At 60.1% G+C, this 23,074-nt stretch carries 19 protein-coding genes; 10 read left to right on the top strand and 9 right to left on the bottom strand.

The window, feature by feature from the left end; all coding sequences use genetic code 11:
• The 3 genes from AR306_RS09215 to AR306_RS09225 all read right to left on the bottom strand — a co-directional run.
• The coding region (locus AR306_RS09215; RefSeq protein WP_146002285.1) for a ShlB/FhaC/HecB family hemolysin secretion/activation protein at window positions 1-839 on the bottom strand (839 nt) is incomplete at its 3' end.
• 325 nt (window positions 840-1,164) lie between these two features.
• The gene (gene bfr / locus AR306_RS09220; protein WP_101497274.1) at window positions 1,165-1,638 is read right to left on the bottom strand and encodes a bacterioferritin; all 474 of its coding nucleotides are present in this window, start codon (window positions 1,636-1,638) and stop codon (window positions 1,165-1,167) included.
• A gap of 222 nt (window positions 1,639-1,860) precedes the next feature.
• A complete protein-coding gene (locus AR306_RS09225; protein WP_101497275.1) occupies window positions 1,861-2,067 on the bottom strand; it encodes a (2Fe-2S)-binding protein in 207 nt (68 codons plus the stop codon).
• Window positions 2,068-2,664: 597 nt separating this feature from the next.
• On the opposite strand from AR306_RS09225, the gene AR306_RS09230 reads away from it, so the two are divergent.
• A complete protein-coding gene (locus AR306_RS09230; protein WP_101497276.1) occupies window positions 2,665-3,726 on the top strand; it encodes a 3-deoxy-7-phosphoheptulonate synthase in 1,062 nt (353 codons plus the stop codon).
• 72 nt (window positions 3,727-3,798) lie between these two features.
• On the opposite strand, the gene AR306_RS09235 is transcribed toward AR306_RS09230, so the two are convergent.
• The gene (locus tag AR306_RS09235) at window positions 3,799-4,344 is read right to left on the bottom strand and encodes a rhodanese-like domain-containing protein (RefSeq protein ID WP_101497277.1); all 546 of its coding nucleotides are present in this window, start codon (window positions 4,342-4,344) and stop codon (window positions 3,799-3,801) included.
• A gap of 121 nt (window positions 4,345-4,465) precedes the next feature.
• Window positions 4,466-5,122 carry a histidinol-phosphatase gene (locus AR306_RS09240; protein ID WP_101497278.1) on the bottom strand — a complete coding sequence of 219 codons (657 nt, stop codon included), beginning with the start codon at window positions 5,120-5,122 and terminating at the stop codon, window positions 4,466-4,468.
• A 145-nt stretch (window positions 5,123-5,267) separates the two neighbouring features.
• Between AR306_RS09240 and AR306_RS09245 the strand changes: the two genes are divergently transcribed.
• From AR306_RS09245 to AR306_RS09255, 3 genes are read left to right on the top strand one after another with little or no spacing between them, the layout of a single operon-like run.
• Window positions 5,268-5,753 (top strand): RNA pyrophosphohydrolase, encoded by a 486-nt coding sequence (locus tag AR306_RS09245; RefSeq protein WP_101497279.1) that lies wholly within the window; start codon window positions 5,268-5,270, stop codon window positions 5,751-5,753.
• 32 nt (window positions 5,754-5,785) lie between these two features.
• A complete protein-coding gene (gene ptsP, locus AR306_RS09250; protein ID WP_101497313.1) occupies window positions 5,786-8,068 on the top strand; it encodes a phosphoenolpyruvate--protein phosphotransferase in 2,283 nt (760 codons plus the stop codon).
• Window positions 8,069-8,122: 54 nt separating this feature from the next.
• Window positions 8,123-9,133, top strand: a complete 1,011-nt coding sequence (locus AR306_RS09255) for a zinc-dependent alcohol dehydrogenase family protein (RefSeq protein WP_101497280.1) — start codon at window positions 8,123-8,125, stop codon at window positions 9,131-9,133.
• Window positions 9,134-9,233: 100 nt separating this feature from the next.
• Here the strand turns inward: AR306_RS09255 and AR306_RS09260 are convergent, their stop codons facing one another.
• From AR306_RS09260 to AR306_RS09270, 3 genes are all read right to left on the bottom strand, one after another.
• The gene (locus tag AR306_RS09260) at window positions 9,234-9,974 is read right to left on the bottom strand and encodes an NRDE family protein (protein WP_101497281.1); all 741 of its coding nucleotides are present in this window, start codon (window positions 9,972-9,974) and stop codon (window positions 9,234-9,236) included.
• A 3-nt stretch (window positions 9,975-9,977) separates the two neighbouring features.
• Complete coding sequence (locus AR306_RS09265) at window positions 9,978-11,771, bottom strand: GspE/PulE family protein (protein ID WP_101497282.1); 1,794 nt, start codon at window positions 11,769-11,771, stop codon at window positions 9,978-9,980.
• Window positions 11,772-11,903: 132 nt separating this feature from the next.
• Entirely contained in the window at window positions 11,904-13,265 is a 1,362-nt protein-coding gene (locus AR306_RS09270; RefSeq protein WP_101497283.1) for a CYTH domain-containing protein, read from the bottom strand.
• A gap of 266 nt (window positions 13,266-13,531) precedes the next feature.
• On the opposite strand from AR306_RS09270, the gene AR306_RS09275 reads away from it, so the two are divergent.
• The 5 genes from AR306_RS09275 to AR306_RS09295 all read left to right on the top strand — a co-directional run bounded on the left by AR306_RS09275 (window position 13,532) and on the right by AR306_RS09295 (window position 20,770).
• Window positions 13,532-14,209 carry a TIGR00153 family protein gene (locus AR306_RS09275; protein ID WP_101497284.1) on the top strand — a complete coding sequence of 226 codons (678 nt, stop codon included), beginning with the start codon at window positions 13,532-13,534 and terminating at the stop codon, window positions 14,207-14,209.
• Between the two features lie 35 nt (window positions 14,210-14,244).
• The gene (locus AR306_RS09280; RefSeq protein WP_101497285.1) at window positions 14,245-15,510 is read left to right on the top strand and encodes an inorganic phosphate transporter; all 1,266 of its coding nucleotides are present in this window, start codon (window positions 14,245-14,247) and stop codon (window positions 15,508-15,510) included.
• Between the two features lie 75 nt (window positions 15,511-15,585).
• Window positions 15,586-16,908 carry an amino-acid N-acetyltransferase gene (gene argA, locus AR306_RS09285; protein WP_101497314.1) on the top strand — a complete coding sequence of 441 codons (1,323 nt, stop codon included), beginning with the start codon at window positions 15,586-15,588 and terminating at the stop codon, window positions 16,906-16,908.
• Window positions 16,909-17,084: 176 nt separating this feature from the next.
• The gene (locus AR306_RS09290) at window positions 17,085-18,056 is read left to right on the top strand and encodes a TAXI family TRAP transporter solute-binding subunit (protein ID WP_101497286.1); all 972 of its coding nucleotides are present in this window, start codon (window positions 17,085-17,087) and stop codon (window positions 18,054-18,056) included.
• 137 nt (window positions 18,057-18,193) lie between these two features.
• A complete protein-coding gene (locus AR306_RS09295; protein ID WP_101497287.1) occupies window positions 18,194-20,770 on the top strand; it encodes a TRAP transporter permease in 2,577 nt (858 codons plus the stop codon).
• 73 nt (window positions 20,771-20,843) lie between these two features.
• On the opposite strand, the gene AR306_RS09300 is transcribed toward AR306_RS09295, so the two are convergent.
• Window positions 20,844-21,176, bottom strand: a complete 333-nt coding sequence (locus AR306_RS09300) for a zinc ribbon domain-containing protein YjdM (RefSeq protein ID WP_101497288.1) — start codon at window positions 21,174-21,176, stop codon at window positions 20,844-20,846.
• A gap of 121 nt (window positions 21,177-21,297) precedes the next feature.
• On the opposite strand from AR306_RS09300, the gene ggt reads away from it, so the two are divergent.
• Entirely contained in the window at window positions 21,298-23,061 is a 1,764-nt protein-coding gene (gene ggt, locus AR306_RS09305; RefSeq protein ID WP_101497289.1) for a gamma-glutamyltransferase, read from the top strand.
• Window positions 23,062-23,074 lie beyond the last annotated feature (13 nt).

The following is a 23,074-nucleotide window of genomic DNA, read 5'->3' on the forward strand; positions in this document are numbered from 1 at the left end:
TAGCTCAGGCCATGACTGGCCGAGTGGCGATAACGATCGCTGACGGCATCCTTGCTGCCCCGGACACTGAGCTGGTCAGCCAGCCCCAGTGGGCTGTCCCAGCTCAGCCAGGTGCTCCACTGTTGTTCACCGGTGCTGCGCTGGCCGTCGTTGTGACGGCTCAGGCCGGCACGCCAGGGTTTGCTGCGCTCGCCACGGGCAACAACCCGGCTGCCACCAGCGGCCTCGCCGGGCTGCAGGTCGAACTGCACCTGCCGGGACGGCAAACGCCCGAGCTGATCCACCGCCTGTTCAAGGTTACGGATGTTGAATGGCTGCCCGGGGTTGAGCGGCACCAGCATGCGCAGTTCGTGCGGGCTGAGTACATCGGCACCGTCCAGCCCCTCTGTGTGGCCTTCGACCACCTGCACCTGCAGGGTGCCACTGGCAAGGTCTTGCGCCGGCAGGTAGGCACGGGTAGTTACATAACCGCGCTCAAGGTAAGCATGGGTAATATCCTGCAGCAGCAGGTTAAGCCGGGCAGCCGTCAGGCATTGATGCTGGTACGAGTGCAACAGCCTGCGTTGTGCAGAGTGGCCAAGCCGGGTGACGCCGAGCAGCTCAATACGTTGCACGTCAATGCAGTGGCCATCGGCAGGCAGGGAATCAACACTGGGGCCCGGCAAGGCACCGGGCAGGCTTTGCAGTTCGTCCAGCCGCTGTTGCTGCTCCTGCAACAGACGTTGCTGGCGCTCGCGGGCCAGGTCGCGGTCACCGGGTAGCTGGGCTGCCTGTAGCCAGGTGGATATAAAGCAAAAGCTCGCCAATACGGCCAGATGCCACAATTTGTTCTGGTACATGAAAAGAGTATCGCTCCCTGACACAGCCGCACCATAATTATGAATCCGATGGCTATGCAGGCTGCCAAAAAATATTAGAAAAATTCGCAAGAATATAACTGTTTTTCGGCATCTTTCATGTGCACGGATCACAACGCGCCAGAAACTATACTAAAGACGTAGAGAGAGAGGGAGGGTTAGCCAGCACGCGGTCGGCTTTAGGGAAATCGGGGAAACCCGCCATCGGGCATGACGGGCTCTAATGGTACTGCAGCGCCTGCTTTTTCGTGGTGTGCGATGTGGGCCGGGGTGTATATGCCAGGTACCCGAAATATAAGCAACTGGCTCAGTCGTCTTCGACCTGCTGTTGCAGGTAGTTTTCCGTACCTAGTTTTTGCAGCAGGTCGAGCTCGGTCTCAAGCACGTCCAGATGCTCTTCTTCCTTGTCGAGGATCTCGCGCAGCAGGTCGCGGCTGACATAGTCGCGGGATTCCTCACTACCGGCAATGGCCTGCAGTAATACTTCGCGCCCCTGCTCGACCAGCGCCAGGTCGCAACCGAGCATTTCCGGTACATTCTCGCCAATGCGCAACTTGCCCAGCTCTTGCAGATTGGGCAGGCCCTCAAGGAACAGGATGCGCTTGATCAGCTCATCGGCGTTGCACATCACCACGATGGATTCCTTGTAGGCAAGCTTGTCCAGACGCTCGAAACCCCAGTCCTTGTACATGCGGGCATGCAGGAAGTACTGGTTGATGGCGATCAGCTGGTTGCCCAGCACGCGGTTGAGTGCCTGAATGACGACTGGATTACCTTGCATGACTGCCTCCTGGTGCAAGTTGAAAGCATGCCCGGGCCCGTGAAGGACCACGCATTGCTTTAAGGACGGATGCTGGCAGGATAGCAGAAAAGAGGGTGTTGAAGAACTGCTCAAGCCTGCTGTGCGGCACATGCCGACCGCAAATCTTCCGGCGAAGCCGGATGGTGACGGGAAAAGGCCCGGATAAGGCGGCTGCCAACAAATGTGCAGCGGGGAGTTAGATCAGATTGCGTAAGCAAGATCTTTGGCATTTTCAGCCATTTGCGTGGTGATGGCTGTACGCGCAATATCCTTGCCTTCACAGGCACATTTGCCGCACTGAGTGCCACAGCCGGTCTGCTGGCGAACTTCAGCCCAGCTGCGCGCGCCATCGGCCACCAGCTGGCGAATCTTGTGATCGGTGACCCCTTTGCACAAACAGACATACATGGCAGAAGTTCCTGACTAGAAGCTTTTGGCAAATAATAATGATTAACATCAATCTTTGCAATAGCTTCCGACATACCGCTCAATATTGTCATCCAGTCCGCTTCCGCCCCCTGCCCTCACGACAAGGTGCGGAAACCCCGCTCACCCTCCGATCACCAACGTGGCGCTTTGCCACCCTGCGGCTTCCAGGCAAAAAAGGTTTGCGCACCATTGCCTGCTGCGTTATGTTAGAGCTCATTCAATGGAGAGCAGCATGCATCAGACGCATTCATTTACGCCCAATACACAGATCGGCCAGCCGGCCGAGGTAGTGGCGTGCGCAGCTGCCAACTATTTTTATGCGTATTGGTTTAGCCGTGGGCTAGCCTGATACCTGTTGTCGGGCGGCCCTCATTCGCAAGGGTAGCCGCCATCGAAACACCAGAACCCCGGACGGCTCCCCGCCCCGGGGTTTTTTATGCTTTCTGATCTGGAGTACACCACATGAACACATCCATCCCTTACATTTTCTACACCTGCTCCTGGCGATTTTATCTGTATCTGCGCAGCCGTCTTCCCAATTTGCTACGACAACACAGATAAAACAGGACATTGACCATGAATACCCCGCAACCCGCCCTGCACAACAACGCGTCACACAACCTGCCTGCAACAGCCGGCATCACCCTGCCGACACCGGCCGAGCTGCAACAGCGCCTGCCACTGTCGGCCAGCCTGCGCCAGCGCATCGACAGCCAGCGCCAGGACATCAGCAACATCCTCAACGGGCAGGACCCGCGCCTGCTGGTGGTGATCGGCCCCTGCTCCATCCATGACCCGGTAGCTGCCATGGATTACGCACAGCGGCTGGCTGAACTGGCTCAAGAGCTGTCCGGCAGCATGCTGCTGGCCATGCGCATCTACACCGAGAAACCGCGCACCACGGTCGGCTGGAAAGGGTTGCTGTACGATCCGCTGCTGGACGGCAGCGCCCGCATGGACGAGGGGCTGGCACTGTCACGCCAGCTGATGCTGCATGTGGCCGAGCTCGGCCTGCCGGTGGCCACCGAGCTGTTGCAGCCGCTGACCGTGCCCTACTTTGCCGACCTGCTGGGCTGGGCAGCCATCGGAGCGCGCACCAGCGAGTCACAGATTCACCGCGAAATGGTCAGCGGGCTGGCCGTGCCGACCGGCTTCAAAAATGCCACCGACGGCAGCGTGCAGGTCGCACTGGACGCCATGCGCGCGGCCGCCCATGGCCATGACTACATGGGCGTGGATGCCAACGGGCGGGTTGCCCTGTTGCAGGCTGCCGGCAACCGCAACACCCATCTGGTTTTGCGCGGCGGCACCGCCGGCAGCAACTACGATGTAGAGAGTGTCCGGCAAGCCGGACTGGCGTTGCAGCAGGCCGGTCTGGATACCGGCATCATGGTCGATTGCAGCCACGCCAACAGTGGCAAGGACCCGCTACGCCAGCCGCAGGTACTGGCCGAAGTGTTGCGCCAGCGCCGTGACGGCAACCGGAACCTGCGTGCCGTGATGATTGAAAGCCACCTGCTGGATGGCCAGCAATCCCTGGACGGCCCCCTGCACTACGGCATTTCCGTCACCGACGGCTGCCTGGGCTGGGATAAAACCGCCGCCATGCTCCGGCAGGCAGCACAGTTGCTATCATGACCCCCAGTGCCGGTGCCGGCAGTATACGGCACCGGCATGGAAGCCACGGGGAGCAAAGAGAAACCTGGATTTTCAGCGATCGACCCGGTAAATGGTTTCCGGATTCATGCTGCGCGACCAGGGCAGGCCGGAGTTCTGCCAGCCGTTCTGCAGACGCATGCCGGCTTGCGGGCCGTCTTTCAGCGGATCACCCTGAAAACCATGCACGACAAAACGGGCATTGGGCAGGCCAGCGTCACGCAATACCTTGGCACTGGGCTCGCCACGCTCGCTGCCGGAACGACACATGGTGATCACTTCGGTATTCTCGTCCAGCCCGCGCCTGGCCAGCTCGGCCTTGACCATGTCGGCAAACTGCTCGTTTCTGTCCAGGGCAAACACGCCACGCTCTTCATTGAAGCGGGTACGGTCGACCAGCAGAAAAGGAATGTTGACGTCCACCGCGTCGGCCGAACCGACAAACATGATCTCCACAGGATCACGCACGTCGATCAGCAATACCTTGCCCTTTTGCTGCAGGGTCTTCTCGTATGCTTCCTGGGCGGAAATGCCCATGTCGGCAGCCTGGGCAACCAGTGAAGTCAGACCTATGGCTGCTGCGAGGAAAAAACGCTTCATTTGTTACACCTCAAATATTATCTATTTGCGTATATCTTAACAGAACGTTTTGTCATTTTCCTTACCGTCCTTTCTAACACTATACCCGCAGTCTGCACGGAGCCCAGGGCAGCAAAAATAGTTAATCCCGCAAACTGATCACTTCCCAGCCACGCTCCTGGGCAATGGCCTGCAAGCGGTCGTCGGGGTCTACCGCTACCGCGCGGGTCACCTTTTCCAGCAGCGGCAGGTCGTTATGTGAATCACTATAGAAGTGGCTGTCCAGCAGGTTGGCCTGGTTGTCGGATAACCAGCTGTTGAGCCGGGTGATCTTGCCGGCCTGGAAGCTCGGCACACCGGTCAGCTGCCCGGTGTAGCGGCCGTCTTTCATGCCGCATTCGGTGGCAATCAGGTGGTCCATGCCCAGCCGCCTGGCAATCGGCCCGGTGATGAAGCTGTTGGTGGCGGTGATCATCATGATGTAGTCGCCGGCCTTGCGGTGTTGGGCAATCAGCGCTTCACCCCGGGGCAGGATCATCGGTTCGACGTAATTCTGCATGAAGTCGGTATGCCACTCTTGCAGGGTAGCCATGTCGGTGCGGCCCAGGATTTCCTGGCAAAAATTCTGGTAGGCCAGCACATCCAGCTGGCCGGCCACATAGTCGGCATAGAACTGGTCATTGCGCGCACGGTATTCGACCGGATCGACATGCCCCCTGTCGCACAGGAACTCGCCCCACGCATGATCGCTGTCACCCGCCAGCAGGGTGTTGTCCAGGTCAAAAATTGCCAGCTTCATGGTTGCTTCTCCTGTTGTGTGCCGGTGAGTTGCGGCAAGCATAGCGATTTTTTCCATTCCTGCCCATGGCCGGCAACTTGTTCATTGCCGTGCTGTCTTTCTTTGTGGAACAATGGGTTCAATAGACTATTCAAGGAAAGCTGCAATGATTGATACAGATGGCTTTCGTCCCAATGTCGGCATCATCCTGGCCAATGACCAGGGCCAGGTCCTCTGGGCCCGGCGCATTCACCAGAACTCGTGGCAGTTCCCGCAAGGCGGCATCCATCCGCGCGAAAGCGCCGAAGATGCGCTGTTTCGCGAGCTGTATGAAGAAGTCGGCCTGCACCCGCAGGACGTCGACATTCTTGGCTGTACCCGTGGCTGGTTGCGCTACCGGCTACCGCAGCGCATGGTGCGCCGCAACAGCCAGCCGGTCTGCATCGGGCAGAAACAGAAGTGGTTCCTGCTGCGCCTGAACGCCAGCGACGACCAGGTACGCATGGATCTGACCGGCAAGCCGGAATTCGACGGCTGGCGCTGGGTCAGCTACTGGTATCCGCTGGGCCAGGTGATTTCCTTCAAGCGCGAAGTATACCGCCGCGCCCTGAAAGAACTGGCACCACAGATGCCGGTACGGGCCACCGGCTGACCATGGGCGAACTACAGGCCAACGCCAGCAACATGCTCGGCATGCTGCGCACCATCTCCCAGGAAGTCAACGCTGCCCGCGACCTGCCGGCGGCGCTGGCCATCATCGTGCGCCGGGTACGTGCGGCCATGAACAGCCATGTCTGTTCGGTCTACCTGTACAACGCCGAAACCGACCGCTACGTGCTGATGGCGACCGAAGGCCTGAACAAGCGGGCGGTGGGCAAGGTCAGCATGAGCCCCGGCGAGGGACTGGTCGGGCTGGTCGGCAGTCGTGGTGAAACCATCACGCTGGAAGACGCGATGAGCCACCCGCGCTTTCTGTACTTTGCCGAAACCGGCGAAGAGCGCTACGCCTCTTTCCTAGGCACTCCGATCATCCACCACCGGCAGGTGCTGGGTGTGCTGGTCGTGCAGCAAAAAGAACGCCGCCAGTTCGACGAGGGTGACGAGGCCTTCCTGATCACCATGAGCGCCCAGCTGTCCGGCGTGATTGCCCATGCCGAAGCCACCGGGTCGATCCGCGGGCTGGGCAGCAAGCGCGGCAAGGGCATCCAGGAAGCCCGCTTTGCCGGCGTGCCCGGCGCACCCGGCGTTGCCATGGGCACGGCCGTGGTGGTGCTGCCGCGTGCCGATCTGGACGTGGTACCCGACCGCACCACCGATGACATTGCCGGCGAGCTGATCATACTGGACCAGGCACTGGGTGCAGTACGGGAAGAGGTGCGGCTGCTGTCCGCACGGCTGGTCAAGCGCCTGCGGCCACAGGAGCAGGCGCTGTTTGATGTCTACCTGATGCTGCTGGACGACAACGCCCTGGCCGGTGACGTGCGCCGGCTGATCAAGAGCGGCCAGTGGGCCCAGGGCGCGCTGCGCCAGGTGGTGGAAAAACACCTGCAACGCTTCGAACGCATGGATGACGATTACCTCAGCGAGCGGGCCGCCGACATCAAGGACCTTGGCCGCCGCCTGCTGTCGCACATGCAGCAGGCACACCAGCAAACCCTGGACTACCCGGACAACTGCATTCTGGTCAGCGAGGAACTGTCGCCCGGCATGCTCGGCGAAGTGCCGCCAGGCAAGCTGGCCGGGCTGGTGTCGGTTGCCGGTTCGCGCAACTCGCACACCGCCATTCTGGCCCGCGCCATGGGCATCCCGACGGTGGTCGGGGCACAGGATCTGCCTTATACCCGCCTTGACGGCATCCAGTTGATCATTGATGGCTATCACGGTGACGTTTTCACCAACCCCGGCCCTGTGCTGTGCCAGCAATACCAGCGGGTACTGCAGGAAGAAGAATCCATCTCGCGCGAGCTGGACAGCCTGCGCCAGCTGCCCTGCATCACGCCGGACGGCCATGCATTGACGCTGTGGGCCAATACCGGCCTGCTCGCCGATGTGCCCCGTGCACTGGAACGCGGTGCGGAGGGTGTCGGCCTGTACCGTTCCGAAGTAGCCTTCATGAGCACCGCCCGCTTCCCGAGCGAAAGCGAGCAGGTTCAACTGTACCGCGAACAGCTGGCTGCCTTTCATCCCCGGCCGGTCACCATGCGCACGCTGGACGTTGGCGGCGACAAACCCCTGAGCTATTTTCCGATCAAGGAAGACAACCCCTACCTGGGCTGGCGCGGCATCCGCATTTCGCTCGACCATCCGGAGATCTTTTCCGTCCAGGTCCGCTCGATGATCAAGGCCAGTGCCGGGCTGGACAACCTGCGCATCCTGCTACCGATGATTTCCGGCGTGCACGAGCTGGAAGACGCGCTCTACCACATCCACCGGGCTTGGCAGGAGCTGGTGGACGAAGGTCATGCCGTGACCATGCCGGCCGTCGGCATCATGATTGAGGTGCCGTCAGCGGTGTACCAGGCACGTGATCTGGCCGGCATGGCGGATTTCATTTCCGTCGGCTCCAACGACCTGACCCAGTACCTGCTGGCGGTTGACCGCAACAACGCCCGCGTTGCCGACCTGTACGACTACCTGCACCCCGCCGTTTTGCAGGCATTGCAGCAGGTGGTGACAGCTGCCCGCGAGTGCGGGCGACCGGTCAGCATCTGCGGGGAAATGGCCGGCGATCCGGCAGCGGCGGTGTTGCTGATGGCGATGGGCTTTGACAGCCTGTCGATGAACGCCACCCACCTGCCCCGGGTCAAGTGGCTGCTGCGCCAGATGCCCATCCAGCAGGCCCGACAGCTGTTGCAACAGGCCATGCAACTGGATAGCCCCTATCTGGTACACAGCACCCTGCAACTGGCGCTGGAGGACATGGGGCTGGGCAAGGTGCTCAACCCCGGTGCCGGAGTGCAGATCTGAGCCTGCAATCCGCCAGCCTGAAGAAACTGTTTCAACGATTGAGGAGTGTTTCCCATGGGTAACAAGACCATTTTCATACAGCCGGGCGGCGGTTTTGACCAGGTTGTGGTTGGCAGCAGCGAACACGCGGCACCCGCTGCCGGAGAAATCAGCGTGCGCCTGCGGGCCAACTCGCTCAATTACCATGATTATGTAGTGGTCAGTGGCCTCTGGGGGCCGGCCGAGCGACGCATTCCCATGGCCGATGGTGCCGGCGAAGTAACGGCGGTCGGTCCGGGCGTGACCGAATTCAAGGTTGGCGACGCGGTCGTCAGTACCTTCTTCCCCGACTGGCTGGCTGGTCGCGCCACCGTCGAAGGCTTTGCCCGGGTCCCCGGCGACGGTATCGATGGCTACGCCCGCGAGGCGGTAACCGCACCAGCCACCTGGTTTACCCGCGCCCCGGCCGGCTGGAGCCATGCCGAAGCCGCCACTCTGACCACTGCCGGGCTCACCGCCTGGCGTTCGCTGGTCGATGATGCCGGAGTCAGGGCCGGTGATTGCGTACTGGTACAGGGTACCGGCGGGGTCTCCATTTTTGCCGTGCAATTCGCCAAAATGCTTGGTGCCACAGTGATTGCCACCTCGTCCTGTGATACCAAGCTGGAGCGCCTGGGCGAGCTGGGTGCCGATCACCTGATCAACTACCGCAAAGACACCAACTGGGGGGACACCGCCCGCAAGCTGGCGGGCAATGGTGGTGTCGACTGCACCCTCGATGTCGGCGGGCCGGCCACTCTTGCACAGTCCATGGCGGCCGCACGGGTTGGCGGCCATATCGCGGTAATCGGCATCCTCAGCGGCGTCAGCGGAGAACTGCCGCTTGTCCCCGCACTGGGCAAACAGCTGCGCATGCAGGCCGTTCTGGTTGGCAGCCGCCAGCAACAACAGGACATGATACGGGCCATTGATGCCAACGGCATGCGCCCGGTGGTGGACCGGCATTTTGACCTGGACGCGATTGTCGAGGCCTTCCGTTACCAGGAGTCCAACCGGCACTTCGGCAAGATCGTGCTGGATATCTGACCGGAACAGCCCTGAAGTGCGCCCTTGACGGCGCACTCTGGCAAGGCTTGTCGCCCCGCCCGGCAAGACACCCGGTTCGCCCGGGCATCCTGATCACGATTTATGTCACGGCCAGGCTGGACTCACCGACAAACACTCCGCCGGCGGCAAAGCTACGTTCGGTAAGCCGGATCTGTTGCGTATCCATGCGCAACAGGCTGGTGGCGCGGGTACCGTACTCGTCACCACAGATGAAAATGCTGGACAGCTGACGCTCGACCGCCAGCCCGATACCGGTCTCCGGCAGCATGTCGTCAGCCGGACGCCAGCTGTCCTGCATCAGGGCAAACAATATCTGGTCATTCTCACGCCCGGCCTGGCTGAACGCGCTACGCAAACGCACCAGTTTGGGCCAGGGTGTATCCAGGCTGGCATTGCACAGAGCGTAGATGCCGGGAGCCAGACATTGCGGTGCTGCCGCTTTTGAATGCAAAAACCACAGTTCGTCGGCTGTGCCGGCCAGCAGGTTGAAGCCGCTGTATTCCGTTGTCTGGCCAGCCAGCCGGCGCAGCCAGGTAGCTGGCGGTTCATCGCCGGCCAGATAGGCACTGACCAGTCCGCCACGCGTACGGGGTCGCTCCGGTTCCATGTTGCGGATATTGGTCAGGGCGGCGAAGCGTCGGCCCGGCGCAATGCCCAGCCAGCTGCCGCCGGCCTGCAGGTCACGTCCGGCATGTATGCGTGGCTGATCGGACCACTGCGCCAGCGCAGCGGTGGGACGCGCATGAAACTCATCCCTGTTGGCCAGTAGCAGGAGCGGCTCGGCACTGCCCGGTTGCCAGTCAAATACCAGAATGCACACGCTTCAGCCTTGCGGATTTTCGTGGTGAGGCGTGACCCGCAATACTTCGGCCACGGTAGTCAGGCCGGCAGCCACCTTTTGTGCGCCGGACAGGCGCAGGCTGTGCATGCCTTCGCGGTATGCCTGCTTGCGCAACATGCCCAGGTCGGTTTCACGGGTGATCAGGCTCTTGGTGCGATCATTCAGTACCATGATCTCGTAGAGCCCGGCACGTCCGTGATAGCCGGTTTCACGGCACTCGATGCAGCCGACCGCACGATAGGCCTGTTTCGGCATGGTCGCATTCCAGGGACGGGTCAGGGTGTTCCATTCCTCCACGGACACCTCGCCCGGCTCCTTGCAGTGCGGGCACAGCGTACGCACCAGTCGCTGCGCCATCACGCCCAGCAACGATGCACGCAACAGGTAATAGGGCACGCCCAGTTCCAGCAAGCGGTTGATCGCGCCCGGCGCATCGTTGGTGTGCAGGGTGGACAGCACCAGGTGGCCGGTCAGTGCCGCCTGGATGGCCATTTCGGCAGTTTCCAGGTCACGGATCTCGCCGACCATGATGATGTCAGGGTCCTGGCGCATCAGTGCACGCACGCCGCTAGCAAAGGTCAGGTCAATGTTGTGCTGCACCTGCATCTGGTTGAACGCGGGCTCGATCATCTCGATCGGGTCCTCGATGGTGCACAAATTGACCTCCTCGGTGGCCAGCTGCTTGAGCGTGGTGTACAGGGTGGTGGTCTTGCCCGAACCGGTCGGGCCGGTCACCAGGATGATGCCGTTGGGCTGGCGGGTCATGGTTTGCCAGCGGGCCAGGTCATCGGCAGAAAAGCCCAGTTGGTCAAAGCTTTTCAGCAACACATCCGGGTCGAAAATCCGCATCACCATCTTTTCGCCAAAGGCGGTAGGCAGGGTGGACAGGCGCAGTTCGATTTCCTGCCCTTCCGGCGTCGAGGTCTTGATGCGACCGTCCTGCGGTTTGCGTTTTTCCGCCACGTTCATGCGCCCAAGGGTTTTCAGGCGGCTGATTACCGCCAGTGTCACCTGCGGCGGAAACTGATAAACGGTGTGCAATACGCCGTCGATACGGAAGCGTACCTTGCCCTGCTCGCGGCGCGGCTCGATATGGATGTCGCTGGCCCGCTGCTGGAAGGCATACTGGAACAGCCAGTCGACAATGTTGACAATATGGGCGTCGTTGGCATCCGGTTCCTGGTCGGACGCTCCCAGTCGCAACAGTTGTTCGAAGTTGCCGGTATTGACGTTGGAGTATTCCTGGCCACTGGCCCCGGATACCGACTGGGCCAGCCGGTAGAACTCGGTGGTGAAGCGGCGGATATCGGCCGGATTGGCCACCATGCGCCGGATGTCGCGGCGCAGTACATGGGCCAGATCGTTTTCCCAGCTGCACACAAATGGCTGGCTGCTGACAATGGTCACGCTGGAATGGTCCTGGGCCACCGCCAGGATCTTGTGACGCTGGGCAAACGCATAGGACATCAACGGCGTGACGGCGGCAACATCGATTTTCAGCGGGTCGATGCGCATATAGGGCTGGCTGGCCCAGTCGGCCAGCCACTGGGCCAGTGTTTCCAGGTCAAGCTTTTTGCCCGGCCGCCTCAGGTCATCGAGCTGCTGCTCGGCGATCACTTCCAGCGGATGCAGTGCCTGTTTGCCTGCGCCGGCTAGGGGGCGCTTGGCAAGGCACTGTTCGGCCATGGCCTGATCGATATGGCCCTGTTCGACCAGCGCATTCAGAATGTTGCCCAGTTCGAGCACACGATCATGCCCTGGCGTGGTAAAGCTCATGCATCGACTTCCTCAAACAAATCATTCAGCACATTCTGTGCGCAACAGCGCATGTTTGCCAGAATCCGTGAAACGGTCATGGGCCGAGCCCTGCAACTGCATTCGCGGTATGGCAGGGTCTCGGCCGACACGTCAGTAGCTGCCCCGCAACAAGGCCTTCCAGCCCGGATCGGCACAGGTCTGCAACAGCGCCCGGCTCCGAGCATCCGGGTCGTCGGCCTGCAGGCTGTCATGCAACTTGCGCAGCGCTCCCAGGGTGTCATCCAGTCCGGTGGCTGTCAGCACATGCCGCGCAGCTTCCAGCCAGACCATGATCCGCTCCAGCCGCGGTTGCTGTTCATTCAGCGCATATGCCTTCAGCTTGTAGGCTTCGAGTCCCAGCTCCTGCGCCTGTTCCTGTAGAAAGCGTACCAGCCAGCGCTCCAGCGGTGCTTTTGCCTGACGCTCCAGCCGCTCATTGCGCCCGGTCTGCCAGCCACTGTCATGCAGCCAGAGCGCCAGCTCCAGCGAAAACATGCCCCAGCGGGCCTGCTGCAGTTCGGCAGCAAACAGGGCCACCGCGGCATCCCGCTGCTCACGCCCAGCCATGCCGGCCCTGATTACGGGCTGCCAGTCTGCCAGCAAGGCATCCAGCACCAGGCGTAAGCCATGACTGCTTTTACGCGGCACCAGCTGACCCATGCTACCCAGCAGGGCACGCATGCCGGTCAGCTGGTCAAACCAGCCTTGCAGCAGTTTCCACTGGCTAGTGTGGCGATACTGTTCGGCCAGACGCTGGCTGGCAGCCAGCTGTTCCTGCATCAGGGCGGCAAAGGCCGAATCGATATCCTGCCCGGCCACCAGCTGCGCCGGGCAGACATTCAGCTCAAAGCTGCCCGGTTGCAACAACCGGTAGCCGCGTTCGGCCTTGCTGATGTCGCAGGGCATCAGGGCAATGTCTGCCGCCAGCTGCAGAGCCAGCTCCAGCAAAGCGGCTGGCTGGCCTTCACGTAACTCCAGCTCCAGCTCGCAAATGGGCTCATCGCCGCAGGCCGTAGCAACCTTGCCCGAATCCAGCGCCACTTCAACGCGAGTCGGGACGCCACGATGCTCCCAGGCCAGTTCGGTGCTTTTACGGGTGAAATCGGTACGAAACAGCTCTGTCAGCTGCTGTTTATCCAGCTGATGCAAGCTGTACGGCCAGCATTCATCGCCCAGGAGGTCCATGTCCAGCCGGTCGCTGTCGATATACCAGTCCCATTCATGGCGCTCGGACAGTCCGGCCATGCTGGCGCCTTTGCTTTTCAGGGTCTGGATGAACTGTTCGCCATCGCGGCGGATGCGCAAAGCCACCTGGGCCCGGGCCAGATCACCCGCCTCCGTATCGAAGTAGGCATTCAGCAGTTCGCGGCTTTGCCACGGCTGGCTGCGATAGCGTTCAAGCAGGGGATGGGCTGCCAGCCTGTCCATGTCTTGCGGGCTTACCCGTAATTTGATTTCAGTTTCTGTAGCCATTCCGGTTCCGGTAAAGTTCTGGATCTGTGGTGATATTAACGTAAAAAAGCATTGATTTTGTATCGCGGGGCCGTCCACACCAGGCAGGCCCGGGGACGACGACATCCATGATCTTCCTGTAACCTGGCAGCATGAATACTCCCGTCCAGGCAATGGACACAGCCCGTCATCTGCCGTCTGTGTGTTACCAATAGCGTCCAGAGCTAGGCGAAGGCCATACAGACAACGTATAATCCGCAGAGTTTTCGTTACTGAGCATTATTGCCATGTCACTTAACCCCTTTGTCAGCCTGTTTGGGCGCTCGCCGATCGGCCCGATGCAAGAGCATATTGCCAAGGCCTACGAGTGCGCTGCCAACCTGGTTCCTTTCTTCGAGGCGGTCATTGCCGAAGACTGGGCCCGTGTTGAACAGGTACAACAGGAAATGGTGCGGCTGGAAAAAGAAGCCGACAAACTCAAGCGCGATGTGCGTGTGCACCTGCCCAAGAGCCTGTTTTTGCCTGTACCCCGCTCCGATCTGCTGGAGCTGCTCAGTGTACAGGACAAAGTCGCCAACCGCGCCAAAGATATCGCCGGCCTCATGCTTGGCCGTCAGATGAGCATCCCCGAACCGCTGCAGCCCATCATCCGCACTTACGTACAACGTACCGTCGAGGCCTGCGAACAGGCTCTCAAGGCGATGAACGAGCTGGACGAGATTCTCGAAACCGGCTTCGGCAACCGTGAAGTGCGCCGTGTCACCGAAATGATCGAAGAGCTGGAAGACATCGAACATGACACCGACCGGATACAGATTGAAGTGCGTCGCAGCCTGTTCGCACTGGAAAAGACCCTTCACCCCGTTGATGTAATGTTCATGTACACCATCATCGAATGGATTGGTGATGTCGCCGACCGCGCCGAACGTGTCGGCAACCGCCTGGAACAACTGCTTGCGCGCTGATTGGCGCGCTCTTTTTTTACGAAGCGGAAAATCTTATGTCTCTTGTTACCGATTACGGCATGATCTTGCTGGTCATGGCCTGTATTTTTGGTTTTTTCATGGCATGGGGTGTGGGCGCCAATGACGTCGCCAATGCCATGGGTACCTCGGTTGGCTCCAGGGCGCTGACCATCAGACAGGCCATCCTGATCGCCATGGTGTTCGAGTTCTGTGGTGCCTACTTTGCCGGGGGCGAGGTTACCGACACCATCAAGAACGGCATCGTCAAGACCGATGCCATGTCAGTCGACCTGATGGTGCTTGGCATGATGTCGGCCCTGATGGCAGCCGGAACCTGGCTATTGATTGCCACCAGTCGTGGCTGGCCGGTCTCCAGCACCCACACCATCATTGGTGCGGTGGTCGGCTTCGCTGCTGTTGGCGTCTCGGTAGACTCGGTACACTGGAACGCCATACTGCCCATCACTGCCAGTTGGGTGTTCACGCCCTTCCTCTCCGGTACTCTCGGTTTCCTGCTGTTCATGAGCGTGCAGAAGCTGATCATCAATACCGACAACCCCTTTGCCAGCGCCAAGCGCTATGTGCCGATCTACATGTTCCTGACCGGTTTCATGGTGGCCCTGATGACACTGTCCAAAGGGCTCAAGCATGTCGGCGTCAATCTCAATAATGACCAGAGCCTGCTGCTTGCCATTGGTGTCGGTCTGCTGGTTATGGGGGCCGGAATCCTGCTGCTGCGCCGCGTCCAGCTGCCGGAAAACGCCTCACGCCGCGCCTATTACCACAGCGTGGAAAAATCCTTTGCCATCCTGATGGTGTTCACCGCCTGTTCCATGGCCTTTGCCCACGGCGCCAACGATGTGGCCAACGCCGTTGGTCCGCTGGCGGCAATTGCCGGTGTCATCCAGAACCAGGGGCTGAGCGAGCTGGGTGCAAAAACTGCCGTTCCTGCCTGGGTGCTGTTTCTGGGCGGCATCGGTATCGTCATTGGCCTGGCTACCTACGGCTACAAGGTGATTGCCACCGTCGGCAAGGAAATCACCAAGCTGACACCCAGCCGCGGTTTTGCCGCCGAACTGGCCACCGCTTCCACCGTGGTCACCGCATCGGCATTCGGCCTGCCGGTTTCCACCACCCATACACTGGTGGGTGCCGTTCTCGGTATTGGCCTGGCCCGTGGTATCAGCGCCCTCAACCTGCGCGTGATCCTGTCCATTTTCATGTCCTGGGCCATCACTCTGCCGGCCGGGGCCATTCTGGCCATCATCTTCTTCAGCATCCTGAAGCTGGTTTTCCTCTGATCCCGTCACGACCCCGGCAAGCCGATGCCGGGGTTCTGCTATAGTGTCGGCATCATCAAACCCAGGCAGCGGATCATGCACGATTACGTAAACTGGCTGCGCCACTCGTCGCCCTACATCAATAGCCACCGCGAACGCACCTTTGTCATCATGTTGCCGGGGGAAAGCCTTGCACATGCCAATTTTGGCGCGATCGTACACGACCTGGTACTGCTGCACAGCCTTGGCGTGCGCCTGGTACTGGTACACGGCTCGCGTCCGCAGATCGAGCAGGCGCTGGAAGTTCGGCAATTGCCGTCGCGCTATCACCACAATCTGCGCATCACCGACCGTAACACCCTGGACTGCATCATCAGTGCGGCCGGCCAGCTGCGCAGCCAGATCGAGGCCCGTCTCTCAGTCAATATGGCGGCGTCGCCCATGCAGGGTGCCAAGGTACGCATTGTCAGCGGCAACCTGGTCACCGCCCGCCCCTGTGGCGTGGTGGATGGCGTTGACCTATTGCACACGGGCGAAGTACGCCGCATCGATCATGAAGCCATCCGGCAATTGCTCGACCAGCGCAATATGGTGCTGCTGTCCCATCTCGGCTATTCACCGACCGGAGAAACCTTCAACCTGTCGTGCGAGGAAGTCGCCACCCGGGCAGCCATTGCCCTGCAGGCAGACAAGCTGATCCTGTTCTCCGCCGAACAGGGGCTGCTGAATGACAAAGGCGACCTGATCCGTGAAATGAGTTTGCCGCAAGCCCGGGACTACCTGCAGGACCCTCGTAACACCAGCGTCCGGACCACCCTGCAAGCCGCCATTGATGCAAGCCTTGGGCAGGTTGCCCGCTGCCATATCATCAGCTATCAGCGCGATGGTGCCCTGCTCAGCGAACTCTTTACCCGTGACGGCTGCGGCACCCTGATCGACCAGGGCGGCTTTGAACAGGTACGTGAAGCCACCATCGAGGATGTCGGCGGCCTGCTCGAACTGATCCGCCCGCTGGAAGAACAGGGCCTGCTGGTGCGCCGCTCACGTGATTTGCTGGAGCAGGAAATCCAGCAGTTCAGCGTGGTCGAGCGTGATGGCCTGCTGATCGCCTGTGCCGCCCTCTACCCTTTCCCTGAAGAACGGACCGGCGAGCTGGCCTGCCTGGCCGTGCACCCCGACTACCGTCACGGCGGCCATGGCGGCCATGGCGATGCCATGTTTGAGCGCATTCGCCAGCGTGCGCTGGGCATGGGCCTTGAGTCGCTGTTTGTGCTCACTACCCGGACCGCCCACTGGTTCCAGGAACGCGGTTTCATTCCCTGCACCATTGACGATCTGCCCCGACGCAAGGCAGCCCTCTATAACTATCAGCGCAACTCGAAAGTATTCCGCTTGCCACTTGAACACAATCAAGCGTGATTTTTTACATTTTCCTGCAGTCATCCACCCGCATTTCGACCAATGGTGCCTGGTACGAAGGTTTCATAAGCACCGCCAATCAGGTATAACCACTGCAAGTGCCAGAATGATCCGCCTTGACAGGCTCAGCCGGATTTTACCGGGCACTCAACAAATAAAAACCGAGGAACAATCCCATGAAAAAAATCACCACCCTGTCCATGGCCCTGTCAAGCATCCTTGCTGCCATGGCCCTGAGCGCCAATGTGCAGGCAGCTGACGAGAAATTTGTCACCATTGGCACCGGCGGCCAGACCGGCGTCTACTATGTGGCCGGCCAGTCCATCTGCCGCTTCGTCAACCGCGACACCAAGACCCACGGCATCAAGTGCAACGCGCCGGCCAGTGGCGGCGGTGTAGCCAACGTCAACGGCATCCGCAGTGGCGAGTTCAACATGGGCGTGATGCAGTCCGACCACCAGTACAAAGCGTTGGAAGGCCTACCACCCTTTGCCGGCAAGATGGAGGACATTCGCGCTCTGTTCTCCCTGCAGAGTGAGGTATTCACCGTTCTGGCCCGCCGTGACGCCCACATTGCCAAGCTGGATGACTTGAAGGGCAAGCGTGTCAACGTCGGCAACCCCGGTTCCGGCCAGCGTGACACCCTGGACGAAATCATGGCCAAAAAGGGCTGGGACCGCTCCGTGTTCTCCCTGGCAGCCGAGCTGAAGCCCGCCGAACAGGCCAGCGCCCTGAATGACAACAACATTGATGCCATGACCTATTTCGTCGGTCACCCCAATGGCGCCATCCAGGAAGCCACCACCACCACCGATGCCGTTCTGGTACCCATTACCGGTCCTGAAATCGATGCACTGCTGGCCGAGAAGAGCTACTACACCAAGGCCGAAATCCCTGCCGGCCTATATAAGGGGAACGATACCCCGACCCAGTCCATCGGTGGCAAGGCCGTCATCAGCGCCAGTGCCAACACCAGCCCCGAGCTGGTCTATCAGGTGGTCAAGGCCGTATTTGACAACCTCGAGCGTTTCAAGCGCCTGCACCCTGCGTTCAATGACCTGGACGAACAAGACATGATCAAGGCCGGTCTGTCCGCGCCTCTGCATGAAGGTGCCGTGCGCTACTACAAGGAACGCGGCTGGATGTAAGCCCGCAGCCCGTACAGACCGGCACCACCGCTCTGTACGGGTAATCCCTTCCCCGGACAGGACCGCCACAAGCGGACCTCCATTTATTGACAGCCCTGCCATCAAGGGGCTTTAGCCATTGTTGCCGGAGCAGAATCATGGGCAAACCACATACACTTGACGCGGACGAGATGCTGGCACAGGAATCCGGTGCGCGTTCACCCGCCGGGATGATGGCCATCCTGATAGCCGGGATTGCCCTGTGCTGGTCACTGTTTCAGCTATGGATTGCCTCGCCGCTGCCTTTCATCCTCAAGTGGGGCGTGCTCAATGACACCGAGACCCGCTCCATCCACCTGAGCTTTGCTCTGCTGCTGTCCTTTCTGGCTTATCCGGCTTTCAAGCGCTCACCCAGAAATCATGTACCGCTGGCCGATATCGTGCTGGCACTGGTCGCGGTAGCCTGTGCCTCTTACCTGTTCGTCTTCTATCAGCAACTGGCACTGCGTCCCGGCACCCTGACCACCGCCGACCTGGTGGTCGCGTTGATGGGCTTGCCGCTGCTGCTGGAGGCCACCCGCCGTACCCTGGGCCCGCCACTGGCGATCATTGCCCTACTGTTCATGCTGTATAGCCTGGCCGGCCCCTATATGCCTGACCTGCTGGCCCACCGTGGTGTCAGCCTCAACGCACTGGCCAACCACCAGTGGATCACCACCGAGGGCGTGTTCGGTATCGCACTGGGTGTATCCACCAGCTTCGTGTTCCTGTTCGTGCTGTTCGGTGCCCTGCTCGAGCGCGCCGGTGCCGGCAACTATTTCATCCAGCTGGCCTTCAGCATGCTCGGCCACATGCGTGGCGGTCCGGCCAAGGCCGCAGTGGTTTCCTCAGCACTGACCGGCATGATTTCCGGCTCGTCGATCGCCAACGTGGTGACCACCGGCACCTTCACCATTCCAATGATGAAGCGGGTCGGTTTCTCTGCCGAAAAAGCCGGTGCAGTGGAAGTGACTTCTTCGGTCAACGGTCAGATCATGCCGCCAGTGATGGGCGCGGCCGCCTTCCTGATGGTCGAATACGTCGGCATGCCCTATGTGGAAATCATCAAGCATGCCTTCCTGCCAGCGACCATTTCCTATATTGCCCTGTTGTATATCGTGCACCTGGAAGCCCTCAAGCTCGGCATGCAGCCCATCGGCACAGTGGCACACAAACCCTGGCTGCGTCGCCTGACCGGCTTCGCCTTTGGTGCCGCGCTGCTGTCGGGCATTTCCCTGGCGGTGTTTTACGGCCTCGGCTGGCTCAAGCCCTTGCTCGGCGAGCATGCCCTGACCGTGATCATCCTGTTGCTGGTTGCGGTATATCTTGGCCTGCTGAAGGTTGCCGCCAACCGTCCACCGCTGGAAATGGAAGACCCTGACGCACCCATCGAGAAGCTGCCGGAAACACGCCGCGTACTGCTGTCCGGCCTGCACTTCATCCTGCCGGTCGTGGTGCTGGTCTGGTGCCTGATGGTCGAGCGCCTGTCGCCCGGCCTGTCCGCCTACTGGGGCAGCCTGATGCTGGTCGGCATCCTGATTACCCAGCGCCCGTTGCTGGCCTGGATGCGTGGTGAAACCGGCGAGATGGGTGCTGCCACCCGTGAAGGCTTTACCGATTTGCGTGAAGGCCTGATCATCGGTGCCCGCAACATGATCGGCATCGGCATTGCCACCGCTACCGCCGGCATCATTGTCGGCGCGGTCTCCCAGACCGGGGTTGGCCTGGTACTGGCCGATCTGGTCGAACTGCTGTCGATGGGCAACCTGCTGCTGATGCTGACGCTGACTGCCATCTTCAGCCTGATCCTCGGCATGGGCTTGCCCACCACCGCCAACTACATTGTGGTTTCCAGCCTGCTGGCACCGGTGATCGTGACCCTCGGCCAGCAAAACGGCCTAATCGTACCGCTGGTTGCCGTGCACCTGTTCGTGTTTTATTTCGGCATCATGGCGGATGTGACCCCGCCGGTGGGCCTGGCATCCTTTGCCGCAGCAGCGGTTTCCAAGGGTGACCCGATACGTACCGGGGTGCAGGCATTCTTCTACAGTCTGCGTACTGCGGCCCTGCCGTTCCTGTTCATTTTCAATACCGACCTGCTATTGATGAATGTCACCTGGTTCCACGGCATCGTGGTATTCATAATCGCCACACTGGCCATGCTGATCTTTGCCGCTGCCACCCAGGGCTGGTTTGTCGTGCGCAGCCGCTGGTATGAAAGCGTCCTCTTGTTGCTGGTGGCATTCACCCTGTTCCGTCCCGGTTTCTGGCTCGACCAGATCCACGACCCATATCAGGAAATCCCTCCCGGATCCTTCGTTCAGGCCATGGGTGAAGCCGAGCCGAAATCGCAACTGCGCCTGCGTGTCGAAGGCGAAGACCAGTTCGGCAACATGAAAAGCCTGGTCATGATGTTGCCGGTACCCGATGGCGCAACCGGTGAGGAGCGTATGCAGGCCCTGGGTCTGGAGCTGATGGAAGAGGATGGCAAGCTGATCGTTGACCATGTCGATTTTGCCAGCCCGGCCGCAGACCTTGGCCTTGAGTTCGATCAGGTGATCATCAGCGCCAAACGTCCGGAAGAACGCATCCGCAAGGAAATCATGTGGCTGCCTGGCTTTGCCCTGCTCGCACTGGTTGTCTGGCTACAGCGCAGGCGCAGAAACGACCTGCCTGCACAGCAGGCGAGCGCCTGATCTTTAGTGGTACTCCAAAGCACTGCCTGTAACAGCAAAAAGCCCGGAATTCCGGGCTTTTTGCTGACTGCCGTCAGGCTTTTTTCATGAAGCAGGACTTGAGCAGCAGCTTCTGTCCATCGACCCTGCAATCCACATCATGATCCCCCTCCACTAGGCGGATATTGCTGATGCGGGTACCCATTTTCAGCACGGTGGAACTGCCTTTCACTTTCAGGTCCTTGATCAAGGTGACAGTGTCACCGTCCTGCAACGGGGTACCGTGCGCATCACGGTATTGCGGCGCAGACTGGCTATCAGCCGTATCCTCGGACCACTCATGTCCGCACATCGGGCATACCAGATGATCACCATCCGGGTAGGTCATATTCTCATTGCACGATGGACATGCCGGAAATTCACTCATTGTAGACTCCTCAGAAAAACTGTCGGCCAATACTAACGTACCCCGCTCAAACGGACAAAACAGCTTGCACCCCCTGCCCGGCTCCCCTAGTTTGAAACAGTGACATAACCAGGAGAATGGTATGAAAATCTGCAAACAGGGCCTGCTCTATGGCGCATTGTTCACCGCGATATTCAGCGTGTCGATACAGGCACGTGAAGCCGCGCCCGTGGTTCCGTCGGCAACCGAGCTGGCCGCCCGGCATTACGACTATGAACTGGATGTGTTTCACCCTGTGCAGTCACGCAACGGCATGGTCGCCAGCGAACACCGGCTGGCCAGTGAAGTCGGCCTGCAAATTCTGCAAAAGGGCGGCAATGCGGTTGATGCGGCCGTGGCAATGGGTTTTGCCCTGGCGGTAACCCTGCCCAACGCCGGCAACCTCGGCGGTGGCGGTTTCATGCTGCTGCATGATGCAAAAACCGGCAACAATCATGCGCTGGATTTTCGTGAGACAGCTCCTGCCGCTGCCCACCGCAATCTCTATCTTGATGAACAGGGCAATGTCATTGAGGGTGAATCCATCTACAGTCACCGTTCCATAGGTGTGCCAGGCAGCGTCGCCGGTCTCGAGCATGCCCTGCATAACTGGGGCAGCATGAGCCTGAAAGAAGTCATACGCCCCGCCATCAGGCTGGCCAATAAAGGCTTTCCCGTCAGCCATACCCTGGCCAAGATGCTGTCCGTACAGCAAGAACAGCTGGGACAGTGGCCGGCAACCAGAGAGATCTTCTTCAGGGACGGACGCCCGTTGCGGGCCGGTGAGCAGCTGGTCCAGAAAGACCTCGCCCGCTCGCTGAAACTGATCGCCAGGCAAGGCGGCAAGGCATTCTATGAAGGCAAGATAGGCGAAGCCATTGTCGAGGAGATGCAGCGTCATGGCGGGCTGATCAGCATGCAGGATCTGGCCAACTATAGAGCAATAGAGCGCACGCCAGTCAGTGGCGACTATCGCGGTTTTGAAGTGGTCAGCATGCCCCCACCCAGCTCCGGTGGCATTCATCTGCTGCAGATTCTCAATATCCTCGAACACTTCCCCCTGCATGAGCAGGGAGCCACCAGTGCCGAAAGCGTACGCCTGATCGCCGAAGCCGCCAAGCTGGCCTATGCCGACCGTTCGGAGTTTCTCGGTGATCCGGATTTCGTCAGGGTTCCGCAACAAGGCCTGATCAGCAAGACATACGCCGCACAGCTGGCTGCCAGCATCAAACCCGGTGCTGTGCGCGATGCTGCAAGCATAGGTCCCGGCAATCCAGCAGACCACGAAAGTGACCAGACCACCCACTTTTCCGTAGTTGATGGCCAGGGCAACATGGTCGGCGTCACCTATACACTCAATCTCAACTTTGGCAGCGGCATCGTTGCCGAAGGCACCGGAATACTGCTCAACAATGAAATGGATGACTTCTCGGCCAAGCCGGGAGTCGCCAACGCTTATGGGCTGGTCGGTGGTGATGCCAATGCCATTGAGGGCGGCAAACGACCACTGTCATCCATGATGCCAACCATGGTGTTGCGTGATGGCAAGCCATGGCTGGTCACCGGCAGTCCTGGCGGCGCCCGCATCATTACCACAGTGTTGCAGACGCTCATCAATGCCATGGATTTTGGCATGAACCCGGCTGAAAACGCAGGCACACCCCGTATGCACCACCAGTGGCAGCCGGATGTATTGCGGATCGAAAAGGGCTTCAGCCCCGATACCCTGCAGCTGCTGGAGCAGCTCGGCTACCAAATTGAATTGCGTGCAGCCATGGGTAAAACCCAGACCATCCAGATCGAGCATGACGGTCTACATGGCTACTCCGACCCGCGCAATCCTGATGGAGCTACCTTGGGTTATTAATCAAAACGGGACC

The organism is Thiopseudomonas denitrificans, from assembly GCF_002866065.1.
Lineage (GTDB): Bacteria > Pseudomonadota > Gammaproteobacteria > Pseudomonadales > Pseudomonadaceae > Thiopseudomonas > Thiopseudomonas denitrificans.

What these genes read in the sequence shown, in the direction of transcription:
- bfr (WP_101497274.1), bottom strand. Translation starts at nt 1,638, where the DNA reads ATGCAAGGTAATCCAGTCGTCATTCAGGCACTCAACCGCGTGCTGGGC.
- AR306_RS09225 (WP_101497275.1), bottom strand. Translation starts at nt 2,067, where the DNA reads ATGTATGTCTGTTTGTGCAAAGGGGTCACCGATCACAAGATTCGCCAG.
- AR306_RS09230 (WP_101497276.1), top strand. Translation starts at nt 2,665, where the DNA reads ATGAATACCCCGCAACCCGCCCTGCACAACAACGCGTCACACAACCTG.
- AR306_RS09235 (WP_101497277.1), bottom strand. Translation starts at nt 4,344, where the DNA reads ATGAAGCGTTTTTTCCTCGCAGCAGCCATAGGTCTGACTTCACTGGTT.
- AR306_RS09240 (WP_101497278.1), bottom strand. Translation starts at nt 5,122, where the DNA reads ATGAAGCTGGCAATTTTTGACCTGGACAACACCCTGCTGGCGGGTGAC.
- AR306_RS09245 (WP_101497279.1), top strand. Translation starts at nt 5,268, where the DNA reads ATGATTGATACAGATGGCTTTCGTCCCAATGTCGGCATCATCCTGGCC.
- ptsP (WP_101497313.1), top strand. Translation starts at nt 5,786, where the DNA reads ATGCTCGGCATGCTGCGCACCATCTCCCAGGAAGTCAACGCTGCCCGC.
- AR306_RS09255 (WP_101497280.1), top strand. Translation starts at nt 8,123, where the DNA reads ATGGGTAACAAGACCATTTTCATACAGCCGGGCGGCGGTTTTGACCAG.
- AR306_RS09265 (WP_101497282.1), bottom strand. Translation starts at nt 11,771, where the DNA reads ATGAGCTTTACCACGCCAGGGCATGATCGTGTGCTCGAACTGGGCAAC.
- AR306_RS09270 (WP_101497283.1), bottom strand. Translation starts at nt 13,265, where the DNA reads ATGGCTACAGAAACTGAAATCAAATTACGGGTAAGCCCGCAAGACATG.
- AR306_RS09275 (WP_101497284.1), top strand. Translation starts at nt 13,532, where the DNA reads ATGTCACTTAACCCCTTTGTCAGCCTGTTTGGGCGCTCGCCGATCGGC.
- AR306_RS09280 (WP_101497285.1), top strand. Translation starts at nt 14,245, where the DNA reads ATGTCTCTTGTTACCGATTACGGCATGATCTTGCTGGTCATGGCCTGT.
- argA (WP_101497314.1), top strand. Translation starts at nt 15,586, where the DNA reads ATGCACGATTACGTAAACTGGCTGCGCCACTCGTCGCCCTACATCAAT.
- AR306_RS09290 (WP_101497286.1), top strand. Translation starts at nt 17,085, where the DNA reads ATGAAAAAAATCACCACCCTGTCCATGGCCCTGTCAAGCATCCTTGCT.
- AR306_RS09295 (WP_101497287.1), top strand. Translation starts at nt 18,194, where the DNA reads ATGGGCAAACCACATACACTTGACGCGGACGAGATGCTGGCACAGGAA.
- AR306_RS09300 (WP_101497288.1), bottom strand. Translation starts at nt 21,176, where the DNA reads ATGAGTGAATTTCCGGCATGTCCATCGTGCAATGAGAATATGACCTAC.
- ggt (WP_101497289.1), top strand. Translation starts at nt 21,298, where the DNA reads ATGAAAATCTGCAAACAGGGCCTGCTCTATGGCGCATTGTTCACCGCG.